General features: G+C 58.5%; 11 protein-coding genes. 5 read left to right on the forward strand and 6 right to left on the reverse strand.

The window, feature by feature from the left end:
* The first annotated feature begins 2 nt into the window (after positions 1-2).
* A complete protein-coding gene (yaaA, locus tag DWA01_RS05415) occupies positions 3-773 on the forward strand; it encodes a peroxide stress protein YaaA (RefSeq protein WP_114284799.1) in 771 nt (256 codons plus the stop codon).
* Here the strand turns inward: yaaA and DWA01_RS05420 are convergent.
* From DWA01_RS05420 to DWA01_RS23065, 3 genes are all read right to left on the reverse strand, one after another.
* Positions 770-2953 carry an ATP-binding protein gene (locus DWA01_RS05420; RefSeq protein ID WP_114284800.1) on the reverse strand — a complete coding sequence of 728 codons (2184 nt, stop codon included), beginning with the start codon at positions 2951-2953 and terminating at the stop codon, positions 770-772. The two genes, yaaA and DWA01_RS05420, sit on opposite strands and share 4 nt — an antisense overlap.
* A gap of 291 nt (positions 2954-3244) precedes the next feature.
* Complete coding sequence (locus DWA01_RS05425; protein WP_114284802.1) at positions 3245-4420, reverse strand: acetyl-CoA C-acyltransferase family protein; 1176 nt, start codon at positions 4418-4420, stop codon at positions 3245-3247.
* A gap of 93 nt (positions 4421-4513) precedes the next feature.
* Positions 4514-4666: a hypothetical protein gene (locus tag DWA01_RS23065; RefSeq protein WP_160115964.1), complete on the reverse strand. Its 153-nt coding sequence runs from the start codon at positions 4664-4666 to the stop codon at positions 4514-4516.
* Positions 4667-4813: 147 nt separating this feature from the next.
* Here DWA01_RS23065 and DWA01_RS05430 point away from each other — a divergent pair, with 147 nt between their 5' ends.
* On the forward strand, positions 4814-6376 hold the full coding sequence (locus DWA01_RS05430) for a hypothetical protein (protein ID WP_114284804.1): 1563 nt from the start codon (positions 4814-4816) through the stop codon (positions 6374-6376).
* Here the strand turns inward: DWA01_RS05430 and DWA01_RS05435 are convergent.
* The 3 genes from DWA01_RS05435 to DWA01_RS05445 form a co-directional block, all read right to left on the reverse strand.
* On the reverse strand, positions 6360-7163 hold the full coding sequence (locus DWA01_RS05435; RefSeq protein WP_419186983.1) for a metallophosphoesterase family protein: 804 nt from the start codon (positions 7161-7163) through the stop codon (positions 6360-6362). The genes DWA01_RS05430 and DWA01_RS05435 overlap by 17 nt on opposite strands.
* 213 nt (positions 7164-7376) lie before the next feature.
* Complete coding sequence (gene serA, locus DWA01_RS05440) at positions 7377-8969, reverse strand: phosphoglycerate dehydrogenase (protein WP_114284806.1); 1593 nt, start codon at positions 8967-8969, stop codon at positions 7377-7379.
* A gap of 126 nt (positions 8970-9095) precedes the next feature.
* On the reverse strand, positions 9096-10238 hold the full coding sequence (locus DWA01_RS05445) for a phosphoserine transaminase (RefSeq protein ID WP_114284808.1): 1143 nt from the start codon (positions 10236-10238) through the stop codon (positions 9096-9098).
* 199 nt (positions 10239-10437) lie between these two features.
* On the opposite strand from DWA01_RS05445, the gene serB reads away from it, so the two are divergent.
* The 3 genes from serB to DWA01_RS05460 all read left to right on the forward strand — a co-directional run bounded on the left by serB (position 10438) and on the right by DWA01_RS05460 (position 13549).
* Positions 10438-11298 carry a phosphoserine phosphatase SerB gene (serB, locus tag DWA01_RS05450; RefSeq protein WP_419186985.1) on the forward strand — a complete coding sequence of 287 codons (861 nt, stop codon included), beginning with the start codon at positions 10438-10440 and terminating at the stop codon, positions 11296-11298.
* Positions 11291-12049, forward strand: a complete 759-nt coding sequence (locus tag DWA01_RS05455; RefSeq protein WP_114284811.1) for a TSUP family transporter — start codon at positions 11291-11293, stop codon at positions 12047-12049. Before serB ends, DWA01_RS05455 begins: the two co-directional genes overlap by 8 nt.
* 222 nt (positions 12050-12271) lie before the next feature.
* Positions 12272-13549: a glycerate kinase type-2 family protein gene (locus tag DWA01_RS05460; protein WP_114284812.1), complete on the forward strand. Its 1278-nt coding sequence runs from the start codon at positions 12272-12274 to the stop codon at positions 13547-13549.
* The last annotated feature ends 99 nt before the right edge of the window (positions 13550-13648 follow it).

Raw genomic sequence — 13648 nt, forward strand, 5'->3', positions numbered from 1 at the left:
CTATGCTGATCGTTGTTTCCCCGGCTAAAAAACTGAATATGGATCCGGTTGCGGCGCCGTTCACCCTGCCGAAATTGCAGGATGAGGCCAATGAGCTGGCGGTTGTTGCGCGAAAACTGAGTGCTTTGAAGCTGAGAAAGCTGATGGGGATCAGTGATTCTCTGGCGCAGCTGAACAAAGACAGGTTCGCGAAGTTCGAAGACCTGTCGACGCCGGAGAACGCCAAACAGGCGGCGCTGATCTTTGCCGGCGATACCTACACCGGCCTCGATGCAACAAGCCTTGAACCAGACGAAATGGATTATGCCCAGGATCACCTGCGCATCCTGTCGGGACTTTATGGCCTGCTGCGACCTCGTGATCTGATTCAGCCTTACCGGCTGGAAATGGGCAGCCGGCTGAAAACGAAACGTGGAAAGTCTCTCTATGAATTCTGGGGCGACCGGGTGGCCGAGGAGCTGAACCAGGCCGCCAGGGGCTGCGGCAGCGATACCGTAGTCAACTGTGCCTCGGTTGAATATTTCACTGCTGCCGACCGGCCGGCACTGGCGCCGCGTGTCATCACGCCGGTGTTTATGGAAGACAAACCCGCCGGGCCAAAGATCGTCAGTTTTTTTGCCAAACAGGCGCGCGGCGCGATGGCCCGCTTCCTGATTACCCGCCGTATAACGGATCCTGAGGGCATTTTGGATTTTGATGCCGGCGGGTACTGCTACAGGCCGGATATGTCCTCTGCGACACGCCCAGTGTTTCTGCGCGCGGACGTCAGCTAGGCTCCGGCGGCAAGCACTGTTTCTTCAGCAGTTACCGGCAGGCATTCTTCGGGCCGGCTTAATTCTATGCGCTCAATAATAGCGGCTTTATTCAGGGGTTTGGTCATATAGTGATCCAGCCCGGCGGCCAGAATATCATGGTCGTCCCCCGCCATGGCATGTGCTGTCAGCGCGACGATCGGCGTGTGTAAATCTGTCGATTCTTCGATTTTCCGGATTGCACGGGTGGCTTCCTTGCCATCGACTTCGGGCATCGATATGTCCATGAAAATCAGGTCGGGTTGGAAGGATTCATACATATCAATGGCTTCCTGGCCGTTGTGGGCCAGACGTAGATCGATGTCGAGGTTCTTGACCATTTTGGTGAAGATCAACCGGTTGGTCTTGTTGTCTTCCGCGCCCAGGACTCGCATCTTGCGCAATGCCGGCAGTGCGACAGGTTTGGGTTTTCTGACAACCGGAGAGGGCTCCATATGCGCCAGCGCCGCCACCAGGCTGCGCCGCAGCAGCGGTTTGCGCAATATCTTAGTTCCTGCCGGCATTTGCGCGCGGATGGCGTCCGGCCCGGTGGCAATGAAAATAACCGGTACGTTTCCGCAACATTCGAACAGAGAGTCGACCAGGGCGTTCAGATCCGTGTCCGGCAGGCTGTAATCCACCAGAATAACATCTGGTTCAATGCAATTCGCCGTCAGTTCAGCTGGATCAGCGAAGCGGGTAACACCAAGGCCGAGTGCGGTCAGTTGCTTTTCAAGAATGGCGCCATTGGCATCCTGATGGTCCAGAACAACCGCCGATTTCAGGTTCGCAGGCAATGCGGTGGCGGCGGCGTCACTTTCTTCGCTCTCAGACACTGGCATGGTCACATGGAAGCCAAAACAAGAGCCGATGCCTTCTTCTGAATCGACCCAGATATCGCCTCCCATCAGGTGCACCAGCCGTTTGGTGATCGCCAGGCCGAGCCCGGTGCCCTCAAATTTGCGGTTTTGCTCGTTTTCGACCTGATTGAATTCTCCGAACACGTGTTCGACCATGTTGGGTGCGATGCCAATGCCGGTGTCTTCGACCAGAAGATGCACCCGCTGACACCCGTCCTCGGCAGGCAGACCCACGACGCGGATCAGCACATGGCCTTTACTGGTGAATTTCACCGCATTGCCAATCAGGTTGGTCAGCACCTGGCGGATGCGCCCGGGATCGCCGACGTACTGTGTCGGCATGAACATGTCGTAGTCGATAATCAGCTGAATGTTTTTTTGGTGTGCGGCAGGCTGCAACAGGATCAGAACGTCATGGATGCACTGTTCCATATCAAAGGGTTTCGGGTGGATGGTCAGTTTTTCTGCTTCGATCTTGGAATAATCCAACACATCATTGATCAGCAGTAAAAGCGCTTCACCGGAAGATTTAATTGTATCCACATAGAGCCGCTGTTCCTGGTTCAGCCCGGTGTCATTCAACAGCTCCGCCATGCCGACAACACCGTTCATCGGCGTGCGGATTTCATGACTCATATTGGCAAGAAATGCGGATTTTGCCCGGTTGGCCGATTCCGCCTTTTCGCGCGCCTCGGTCAGTTCGGTCTCGTAGCGGATGGTGTCGGTGATATCCAGCGCCAGGGTAACCGTGTCGCCATCTGGTGCACGCCGGTCGTTAATCTTGACAAACCGCCCGTTCCAAAGTTTCAGGGTCACCGGTTCAGACAGATCGCCGCGCCATCTGTTCTGCATCGTTTCAATCCAGCCGGATGCGCCGGTCTCACCAATGTCCACGATACCTTCTTCGACAAGAATATGCAGCATTTCGCCATATGATATGCCAGGTTTGACACATTCCAATTCGTCAAAAATCTTCAGATACGCGGTGTTGGCGGCCACTAGCCGGTCGTCATTGTTGTAAACGGCGAACCCGTCATTAATGGTTTCAACCGATTCCCACAAACGGCGTTCGGCGGTATTGGCCGCGACATTGGCCCGCTCCAGCGCACTCAACGCCTGGATGTTCTGGCCTTTGAGGGTTTTGGTTTCTTCGCGTTTGACGATAATTTCATCCGACAGCACCCGCGCGTGCAGCGATAGTTTTTTGTTGGCGGCAAAAAGTTCGGCCTGTTTCAACTCAAGCAGTCGCTCCGCCGCAAGCCTGGCGCGTCGTTCCTGTGAAAGAGCGTCTGTGAGGCTCATTAATTATCTCCAAATCGCGCGGATCTTTTTGATACGGGTGTCCGTCACAGAATTGCAGTAACAAAGTGAACAGGTTCTTAAATACGCCGCCCTGCAGCCTTGATTCATTGCCTGATGGTCCGATCCGTGGCCGCATAGTCGCATACCAATTAGTTCCGCGGTTAATTCACTGAACAATTATGAGAAAGGCAGGCATTGGGAGCAGACAAAGCTACATCTCAGGTGCAGCTTTGCCGTTGTTAATGTCCGGGATATGAGACCCGTGCCGCGAATGGCCCGGATCTGTCTCAATCAGATGCGTTCAATCGCCAGTGCGATGCCCTGGCCGCCACCGATACACATGGTGATCAGACCGCGTTTGCCTCCGGTGCGTTCCAGTTCATACATCGCCTTGATAGTAATGATTGCGCCGCTCGCACCTACCGGGTGACCCAGCGCGATTGCGCCACCATTCGGGTTTACCTTTGCCGGGTCCAGCCCCAGTTCCTTTGACACAGCAAGCGCCTGAGCCGCAAAAGCTTCATTTGATTCGATCACATCGAAATCAGCGACCGTCAGTCCGGTTTTTTCCAACAGATTACGTACGGCAGGGACCGGCCCGATACCCATCACTTCGGGGCGGACTCCGGCGTGGCCATAGCCAAGGATGCGGAATTTCGGCGTCAGCCCGGCGGCTTCTGCCGCATCCGCGCGGGCCAGCACCAGGGCAGCCGCACCATCATTGATGCCGGAGGCATTACCTGCGGTGACGGTGCCGTCTTTTTTGAAGGCAGGGCGTAATCCGGCGAGCGCCTCGGCACTGGTTGCCTTGGGATGTTCGTCGGTCTCAAATACCACGGTTTTGCGCCGCGATGTAATTTCGACCGGGATGATTTCGTTTTTGAAATGACCCGCCTCAATCGCTTGGGCGGCACGGGCTTGGCTCCCGGCGGCAAAGGCATCCTGGTCTTCCCGGGACAATTCGTGCTCACTGGCGACGTTTTCTGCAGTAATGCCCATATGGCCGGTGCCAAACGGACAGTTCAATGCGCCAAGCATCATATCCTGTGCCGCGATATCCCCCATCTTCTGCCCCCAGCGCGCGGCAGGCATAATATAGGGGGCGCGGCTCATCGATTCGGCGCCACCGGCAAGACCAAATTCCGCGTCACCAAGTGCAAGGGATTGAATGGTAGAGACAATCGCCTGAACACCGGAGCCGCACAACCGGTTCACATTCATCGCGGGTGTCCCGTTCGGTATGCCGGCCTCAATCGCGGCAACGCGGCTGAGATACATATCGCGGGGTTCGGTATTGATCACGTGCCCAAAGGCCACTGTGCCAATCTGTTCCGCGGCAACGCCGGAGCGCTCCATGGCGGCCCTGGACACCAGTGTGGCCAGATCTATCGGCGAAACCGATGCAAGCGCGCCACCAAAAGTACCAATGGCGGTGCGGGCGCCGCCGAGAATTACAATATCAGTCATTTGACCATTCCTCCTGAATTGGAGGAACCCTGGACTTTGCGGGCGCAGAAATCACCTGAAACGTGGCGTTATTCTGCACCCGGATTCAATGTTTCAGAACATTGATGTATGTCGCGGCAGGTTCAGCATCTCGCGGATCAGCCGGACCAGTCCGGATTCATCAGCGTCAAAATCCCTTGAAACATATGCGCCGCTGCTGCGTTCAAAAATTAGATTTCTGTTTTTATTCTGCGTCTGATTGTTCATCACGCACTCCCCTCAGGCCCCCACCTGAGACCTCAGATTGATAATCTGGTCTTATCAACGCGTTAACGGGGGAATCTACTTCGGTGAAATTTGAATAAACTGCCGCTACGACTTGCCCGGTTGCACGCTGCGTGGCACGGTTCAGGGATGGAAACACTGAGTGATTATTCCCCGCTGAGTGAGGCTGAAAAACGCTTTATTGACGGCGCCGGAGACAGCGCGCGTCTGACGTTCGGTGATGGTGATATTCCGGACCAGATCGCGCCGGGCACCCGTATCCGCGCCGCGCTTATCCGCTTTGTTTTATTAGGAAAAGACCCGAAAATCATTTTGCACGACAAAGGGATCCGGCTGCGCGGGGCTGTGATTACCGGGAGGCTGGATTTGCAGGGCTGTGACTGCCGACGCGACATATCTCTGACCCGCTGCCGTATTGAGGAACCTCTGTCCCTGGTCAACGCGAGCCTGCGTGGTCTCCATATCAGTGGTTGCCTGATGAAAGGCCTTATGGCGGATAACGCCAGCTTTTCCGGCGCGTTGTATCTGCGGTCGGGAACTGTGATTGACGGCGAAATCAGCCTTGCTGGCGCCCGGATCGGTGGCGATTTGCAGATCTGCGATGCTGAGATCCACAGCGGGGTGTCGGACGCGGTCTTTGCGCCATCTCTGCGGGTTCAGGGATCGGTTTTTCTGGGCAACTACCCCTATTCACAGCGCGTTACCACTCTGATCAGTGAGGGGATGTTGTTCTTTGCATCTGCCCGCGTCGCGCATGATTTTTTCGTCACGAATACGGCGATTTCACTGCCCGCCGAGGCGCAGCCCGCTGCTTTCTTTGGCGCCACTGAAGAGCATGGCAACAATATCGCGCTCTCGCTGGGGCGCGCGGTGATCGGCGGCATTTTATACATGCAGGCCAATCAGATAGGGCGGGGAATTGTAAACCTGGCGGGCGCTGAAGTGGCGCGGTTGACCGATGAACCGGCGGGTCCTGGTGCTGTCTATCCGATCCGGCTGGACGGGTTTCGCTATGGCGATTTTTCACGCCATGCCGAGACCTCTCTGGCGGCGCGGCTGGAGTGGCTGGCACGCCGGCCGGCTGAAACACCGTTTACCGCGCAGCCCTATGAACAGCTGGCTTATGTGTTGAGGCGGCTTGGCCATCGCGATGATGCGCAGACCGTCCTGATGCGCAAAGAACAAGTCTTGCGACATGAAAACCGCCTGTTGCAGAAAAATCCGCTTTTGCGCGCGGTGTCGTGGAGTGTGGATGCAGGTTTGCGGCTGACGGTTGGGTATGGCTACCGGCCCGGGCGGGCGGTGTTTCTGGCTCTGGTGTTGGTAGTGGCGTTGGGGGCGTTTTTTCAACGTGCCTGGGAGGCGGGGGATATGACGCCCAATGCGGCGCCGATTCTGATCTCTGGCCCCTGGATCGAAGCAACGGTGCAACGATCTGAAAACCCCGCGGAATTCTGGTCTCAACCCGGGCAAGCCGGCCAGGACTGGGAAACATTCAACGCCTGGGCCTATGCCGCGGATTTGTTCATTCCGATCGTGTCGCTGGGCCAGGAAGCCGCCTGGGCGCCTTCTACGTCGCGCTCACCTTTGGGGCGGACCGGCTGGTGGTTGCGCTGGTTTGCAAAGACGGTGGGCTGGATCGTCACCGCATTGGCGGCGGCGGCGATCACTGGCATCATCCGGCGCGACTAACACGCACATAGGCATCCGGGACCGGCAGACTTGTGGGTATTTCTGCGTGTTCAATGGGTACGCGTCCCGCATCCGTCAGGACAAACACCTGATCGCCGTCAAAAACTGCGGCTGTCATGGGTTCGCCGTAGCCAGCCGCTGAATCCAGGTCAACCCGGTTGCCATAATGCAGTGGCCGAAAAAGAGCCGTGTGGCCGTGCACCACGAGCGGGCCAAAACTGCCGCGGTGGGTGAGAAAACCCGCGCGGATCCAGATCAGGTCATCTTCTGATTGCTGCTCCAGCGCGACGCCGGGGCGGATGCCGGCATGGACAAACAGCAGGCCTTCGTGTTGGTGCGTCAGGGGCAGAGAGCGCATGAACGCCAGATGTGCGGCCGGGACCGCGGCCTGAGCGGCGATCTGAATCGCGTTCATATCCCCGTCTTCTGAGGCGCTAACGCCATAAGATTCAAGCGTTTTAACGCCGCCGATGCGTCGGTCAAAATAGCCGATACCTGACGAGATCCTGGTGTCGGTGTCGACGCCCGTTTCGACAAAACGCTGAAACATCCGGTCGTGATTGCCACGCAGAACAATCCAGTCCTGGCCCTGGTCAATGCCCTCCATCAGGTATTCAATAACACCGCGGGAGTCAGGGCCGCGATCCACCAGGTCACCGAGATGAACCACAGTCGCTTTGATGCCCGTGGCGGCAATATCGCGGTTGATGCGGTCGTGGGCCGCTTTCAGCATGTCGAGTTGGCCGTGAATGTCACCTATGGCGTAGATCTGCATCAGTTTTCCCATTCCACATCTCTTTCAGCAGCTTAGACATGGGGGCAGCCTGCCCTGGTGTCAACGCGCGTGCGGCGCAGTTTGTGACGCTTCAGCGCGAATTTTGAGGCCGGGAACTGGCTGCGTAAACGGTCGTCAGCAGGCTGTAAGTGTACAAAAAGCGGTCGGTGCTGACAGGCTTCTCGTCGATGGTGGCTCCGGGAAAATTCCCCGGAGCCTTTGATCTTATACCGAAAATTCCAGCGGTGCGACGATCTGGAACAGGCCGGTGTCGCGAAGTTCTGCAAGAACTTTAGCATCGGGCTGCTCGTCAATATAAAGCAGCGCAATCGCGTCGGCGCCCTGATCAGCGCGGCCAAGGGTAAAGTTGGCGATATTGACGTTATTGGCCGCCAGGATCGAGCCGAGTTTACCGATGATGCCAGGCACGTCCTTGTTGGACGTATACAACATGTGCGCGCCGATTTCGGCGTCGATGTTGATGCCTTTGATCTGGATGAACCGAGGTTTTCCATCGGAAAATACCGTGCCAGCGATCGAGCGTTCGCGTTTGTCGGTTTTCACCGTCAGTTTGATATAGGCGTCAAACACGCCGGATTTGTCCTGGGTGGTTTTGGAAATGGCGATGCCGCGTTCTTTGGCGATCACCGAAGCAGACACCATGTTTACCGCTGGGTTGGTGGCTTTCATCAGACCGGCAACAGCGGCACATTCCAACGCGGCGAGGTTCATTTTCGACACCGCGCCGTCATATACCACGTTGATTTCTTTGATGACTTCGCCGGTCATCTGGCCAACAAAAGCACCAAGATGTTCTGCCAGGTGAATCCATGGTCCCATGACTTTGGCTTCTTCAGCGGTGACAGAGGGCATGTTCAGCGCGTTGGACACCGCACCGGTCAGCAGGTAGTCGGACATCTGTTCGGCCACTTGCAGCGCCACGTTTTCCTGAGCTTCCGATGTGGCTGCGCCCAGGTGCGGGGTGCAGACCACGTTGGGCAGGTTGAAAAGCGGATTTTCTTTTGCAGGTTCAACGGCAAAGACGTCAAAGGCTGCGCCGGCGATGTGACCTGATTTCAGCAACTCCGCCAGCGCTTCTTCGTCCACCAGACCCCCACGGGCACAGTTGATGATGCGCACACCAGGCTTGGTTTTGGCGAGGTTTTCGCGGCTGAGGATGTTGCGGGTCTTCTCGGTGAACGGCACGTGAAGCGTAATGAAATCAGCGCGTTGCAGCAGTTCATCCAGCTCGACTTTGGTGACGCCCATTTTGTCGGCGCGCTCTGGTGACAGGAACGGGTCATAGGCGATGACCTTCATTTTCAGGCCAAGAGCGCGATCACAAACGATGCCACCGATATTGCCGGCACCGATGACGCCGAGCGTTTTATTGGTCAGTTCCACGCCCATGAACTTGGACTTTTCCCATTTGCCGGCATGGGTGGAGGCGCTGGCTTCGGGGATCTGACGTGCCACAGAAAACATCATCGCAATCGCATGTTCTGCGGTGGTGATCATGTTGCCGAACGGCGTGTTCATTACGATCACGCCTTTCTTGGAAGCGTTTGGAATATCTACATTATCGACGCCAATACCAGCGCGCGCGACGACTTTGAGATTGTCAGCAGCTGCGAGAATTTTTTCGGTCACTTTGGTGGCGGAGCGGATTGCAAGACCGTCATACTGGCCGATAACCGCCAGCAGTGCGTCTTTGTCTTTGCCCAGATTGGGCTCAAAATCGACCTCAATACCGCGGTCGCGGAAGATCTGAACGGCGGTTTCGCTGAGTTTGTCGGAGACGAGAACTTTGGGTGCCATGGTTAGGGCTTCCTTCATCGGTGCGAACTTATGTGAATTTTGCACAAAACGCCGGGTGGGTTGTGCAAACGCATGAACATTGGGGGAACGGCTGCCAGTCCGGGGTCAGAACGGCAGCCGAAAAAATTACTGCGCGGCGAGTTCCGCGTGAAATGCCCAGTCCAGCCAGGGCAGCATGGCGGTGATGTCAGAGGTCTCGACTGTGCCACCGCACCAGATGCGCAGACCGGCGGGTGCGTCACGGTAGGCGCCAATGTCGAGCGCCACGTTTTCCGCATCGAGCCGTTTGGCCACGGCCTTGGCGAAAGCGGCGCCGTCTTTGATCCGCTCGTCGGTAAACTTGAGGCAGACCGAGGTGTTGGAGCGCGTCGCCGGATCATTGGCAAGGAATTCGATCCAGTCGTTGGCCGCGACAAAGTCTGCCACCGCGCCGGCATTGGCGTCGGCACGTGCGATCATGCCTTTGAGACCGCCGACCGATTTGGCCCAGTCCAGCGCCAGCAGGTAGTCTTCCACTGCCAGCATCGAGGGGGTGTTGATGGTCTCACCCTTAAAGATGCCTTCGATCAGTTTGCCACCTTTGGTGAGGCGGAAGATTTTGGGCAGCGGCCAGGCCGGGGTGTAGCTTTCCAGCCGTTCCACAGCGCGGGGCGACAGGATCAGCATGCCATGGGCCGCTTCACCGCCGAGCACTTTCTGCCAGGAGAAGGTGGTGACGTCGAGCTTGTCCCAGGGCAGGTCCTGGGCGAAGGCCGCCGAGGTCGCATCACAGATGGTCAGCCCGTCGCGGTCTGCAGGGATCACGTCGCCAGAGGCAACACGCACACCCGAGGTGGTGCCGTTCCAGGTAAAGACAACGTCTTTGTCAAAATCGACCTCAGTCAGGTCGACGATGTCGCCATAGCCGGCGATGCGGGTGGTGGCGTCCAGCTTCAGCTGTTTCACCACATCGGTGACCCAGCCGGCGCCGAAACTTTCCCAGGCCAGCATTTCCACCGGGCGGGCGCCGAGCAGCGACCACATGGCCATTTCAACTGCGCCGGTGTCAGACGCAGGAACAATGCCGATACGGTAGTCGGCCGGAATGCCGAGAATGTCGCGGGTGTTGTCGATGGCGGCTTTGAGTTTGGCTTTGCCGGGGGCAGCGCGGTGGCTGCGGCCCAGTGGCGCGTCGGCCAGGCGGGCCAGGTCAAAGACCGGCGGTTTGGCGCAAGGGCCGGACGAAAAACGCGGATTGGCCGGCCGCGTGGCCGGAGTAGATAGTGCCATTTCTGGTATCCTCACAGATATATGCCCTTCGTTGGGGAAGGGTGTCCCACCGACGGGGATAAGAGGCTTGAGATGCTGGTGCAAGATGAAAAATGGCGCTATAGCGCCGGTTGAGTAGACAAAAACGACGGTTCTGGTTCCGATCGGAAACAGCGCCGGCCTGAACGGACTGGAGATGCCTGTGTATAGTGTAACGCTGATGGCTGCCCCTGCGGCGCGAAATCTTGATGGTGCAATGGTCGATTCGCTGCGCAATGCCTGGGGCGGCGGGGACGCGCTCTGGCTGGCGGCGGATCAGGCGGCGGAGTTTGTGCTGGAGCGGCGGCCGGAGAACTTCTGGCAGGTCTGGGCCGATCTGCAGGCGCTGGGGCTGGACCTGGTGCTGCAAGAGAGTGCCGGGCGGCGCAAGCAGATGCTGCTGGCGGATATGGACAGCACCATGATCCAGCAGGAATGTATTGACGAGCTGGCGGATGAGGCCGGGATCGGGGCGCGGGTCAAAGAGATCACCGCGCGCGCTATGAACGGGGAACTTGATTTTGACGGGGCGTTGCGCGAACGCGTTGGTCTGCTGGCGGGGCTGGATGCCGCGGTGATCAAACAGGTGCTGGACACGCGCATCACCCTGATGCCGGGGGGCGCTGCATTGCTGGCGACGATGAAGCAGGATGGGGCCTATGCGGCGCTGGTCTCCGGCGGATTTACTGCCTTTACCGCCCATGTTGCCGGCGTGCTGGGCTTTGACGAAAACCGGGCCAATACTTTGATCGTAGAAGGTGGCAAGCTGAGCGGGGAGGTGGGCATGCCCATTCTCGGGCGTCAGGCCAAAGTGGATGCGCTGGAGGAGATCACCGCGCGTCTGGGACTTACTGAGGCTGAGGTGATGGCGGTCGGGGATGGCGCCAATGATCTTGGCATGCTGGGCCGCGCCGGCGCCGGGGTGGCGCTGCATGCCAAACCGTCGGTGGCGGCGCAATGTGACATCCGAATCAACCATGGTGATCTGACATCTTTGCTGTATATCCAGGGCTACAGCAGGGATGAATTTGTGAATGTTTGAAGTTGGATACGAGCTTTTAGCTCTTTTGATGGTTGCTGGGTTTGTTGCCGGTTTTGTTGATGCGATTGCGGGCGGCAGCGGGCTGATCGGGGTGCCGGTGCTGCTTTTGGCCGGGGCGTCACCGATTGAGGCGCTCTCCACCAATAAAATCCAGAGCGTGTTTGGCGCCGCCACTGCGGCCTGGGGCTACAGCCGTTCCGGTCTGGTGGATCTGCGGCGCCAGGGACGCGCAGCGGTGCTGGCATTTTTTGCCTCGGTGGTCGGGGCCTTGCTGGTCTCGGTGATGCCTGTGGCGTTTATCCGGCTGATGCTGCCGCTGGTGCTGGTGGCGATTGCGCTGTTTTTCATGCTGAAAAAGGGGCTGGATGACAGTGACCGCCATGCGCGGTTCACCCCAATGATGTTTACCCTGACGATGGTGCCGCTGGTCGGGCTTTATGACGGGTTGTTGGGGCCGGGCACGGGTTCGTTTTTCATGATCGCTTTTGTCAGCCTCGCCGGCTACGGGGTGCTAAAGGCGACGGCGCATACCAAGCTTTTAAACCTGGCCTCCAACCTGGGAGCGATTGTGGCGTTTTCCGTGGTAGCGACACCCTGGTGGTTTACCGGGCTGGCGATGGGGGCGGCGCAGATCGCCGGCGCGCGTCTGGGCACCCGTCTGGCGGTGCGTATTGGTGCCAGGGTGATCAAACCGCTGCTGGTGCTGACCACCAGCGTTTTGGCGGCAAAACTTATGATGGACTGGTTTTGAAATCTGGAGCGGGACCAGTGTCCGGGGACGGCGGTGGAGGTGCCAGCGCCTGGGTTTCGCGCATGGGCACTGCTCTGCGGTGCCTGCCGGTGCTGAAAAATGTAGCGCAATGTCGGAAAGAGCTGCCGCCAGGCAGCGGCATCCCAATATGCGCTGGTCCTCAGACATCATCCTGTGTCTGATGCGTCGTGTTAAAAGACAAGAGAAACGGAAACGGCTGATATGGGCAAAGATCTGAAATCTGAAACGGCGTTTTTGCGCAAGTTATTTGATGTGGCTGTGGCTGCGGCGGATCCGGCGGTGACCATCCCGGCAGCTTTGCCGGAAAAACCCGCAGGTCGTGTTGTGGTGGTCGGGGCCGGCAAGGCTTCGGCGCGCATGGCCGAAGTGGTGGAACAGGTCTGGGGCCCGTGTGAAGGGCTGGTGCTGACCCGGTATGGTTATGCGCGGCCCACCCAAGGTATTGAGATTGTGGAAGCGTCCCATCCGGTGGCGGATGCGGCGGGGCAGGCGGCGACCACGCGGCTGCTGGCTTTGCTTGAAAGCCTGGGGCCGGATGATTTTGTGCTCTGCCTGATCTCGGGCGGTGGCTCGGCGCTGCTGTGTGCGCCGGCCGGGGAGATGACACTTGAAGACAAACAGGCGGTGCACCGGGTGTTGCTGGAAAGTGGCGCGCCGATTGCGCAGATGAATGTGGTGCGCAAGCATATGTCACGGGTGAAAGGCGGCCAGCTGGGGGCGGCAAGTCACCCGGCAAAGATGCTGTGTCTGATGATATCCGATGTGCCCGGCGATGATCCTGCCGATATCGCGTCTGGTGCGACGGTGGGCGAGCGCTCGACCCCGGCGGATGCGCTGGAGATTGTCGCGCGGTATGGCATGGAACTGCCTGCGGTGGCGATGGATGTGCTGAAGGGCGCGTCTTCGGTGGTGGCACCAGGGGATGCGCGCCTGTCGAAGATCGACAACCGGATCATTTCGGCGCCGTCTCAGTCGCTTGAGGCGGCCAGAAAGCTGGCCGGGTCCCGCGGGCTGCGGGTGCAGATCCTGGGCGATGCGATTGAGGGCGAAGCCCGGGACGAGGGCGCGCGCCAGGCGGCTCTGGCGCTGGAGGTCCAGCGCGGATTGAAAGCGGGCGAGGCGCCGGTATTGCTACTGTCTGGCGGCGAATGCACCGTGTCGGGCTGGGGCGGCGGTATTGGCGGACCCAATGCGGAATTCGCGCTGGCGGTGGCGATGGCGTTGCAGGGCCAGCCGGGTATTTCGCTGATTGCCTGCGACACCGACGGGGTGGATGGCGCGGCTGAAGTTGCCGGCGCGGTGGTGACGGAGCAGACGTTGGCGCGGGCCGGCGCGCTGGGCATTGACGCGGCCGATGTGATGATGCGCAGTGACAGTCATACGTTTTTTGCCGCGTTGGAGGATCAGGTGGTGACCGGGCCGACGCTGACAAATGTGAATGATTTCAGGGCGATTCTGATCAAGCCTTTGGCGGGTTAAAGCCACTGAACATTTTTGAGCTGTGTAGTGCAGCCATCGTTTGTGCCTGAGGGTAAGAAAGGAGCAAAGGGTGATTTCGCTACTCAAAACCTACAATCG

Origin of the sequence: Candidatus Halocynthiibacter alkanivorans, assembly GCF_003333265.1 — a bacterium.
In the GTDB taxonomy this organism is placed as follows: Bacteria; Pseudomonadota; Alphaproteobacteria; order Rhodobacterales; family Rhodobacteraceae; genus Halocyntiibacter_A; species Halocyntiibacter_A alkanivorans.

Bases quoted from the DNA above. Each gene is read 5' to 3' on its own strand.
- DWA01_RS05445 (WP_114284808.1), bottom strand. From the start codon at position 10,238: ATGGCACTATCTACTCCGGCCACGCGGCCGGCCAATCCGCGTTTTTCG.
- DWA01_RS05430 (WP_114284804.1), top strand. From the start codon at position 4,814: ATGGAAACACTGAGTGATTATTCCCCGCTGAGTGAGGCTGAAAAACGC.
- DWA01_RS05460 (WP_114284812.1), top strand. From the start codon at position 12,272: ATGGGCAAAGATCTGAAATCTGAAACGGCGTTTTTGCGCAAGTTATTT.
- serB (WP_419186985.1), top strand. From the start codon at position 10,438: ATGGCTGCCCCTGCGGCGCGAAATCTTGATGGTGCAATGGTCGATTCG.
- serA (WP_114284806.1), bottom strand. From the start codon at position 8,969: ATGGCACCCAAAGTTCTCGTCTCCGACAAACTCAGCGAAACCGCCGTT.
- DWA01_RS05435 (WP_419186983.1), bottom strand. From the start codon at position 7,163: ATGGGAAAACTGATGCAGATCTACGCCATAGGTGACATTCACGGCCAA.
- DWA01_RS23065 (WP_160115964.1), bottom strand. From the start codon at position 4,666: ATGAACAATCAGACGCAGAATAAAAACAGAAATCTAATTTTTGAACGC.
- DWA01_RS05420 (WP_114284800.1), bottom strand. From the start codon at position 2,953: ATGAGCCTCACAGACGCTCTTTCACAGGAACGACGCGCCAGGCTTGCG.
- yaaA (WP_114284799.1), top strand. From the start codon at position 3: ATGCTGATCGTTGTTTCCCCGGCTAAAAAACTGAATATGGATCCGGTT.
- DWA01_RS05455 (WP_114284811.1), top strand. From the start codon at position 11,291: ATGTTTGAAGTTGGATACGAGCTTTTAGCTCTTTTGATGGTTGCTGGG.
- DWA01_RS05425 (WP_114284802.1), bottom strand. From the start codon at position 4,420: ATGACTGATATTGTAATTCTCGGCGGCGCCCGCACCGCCATTGGTACT.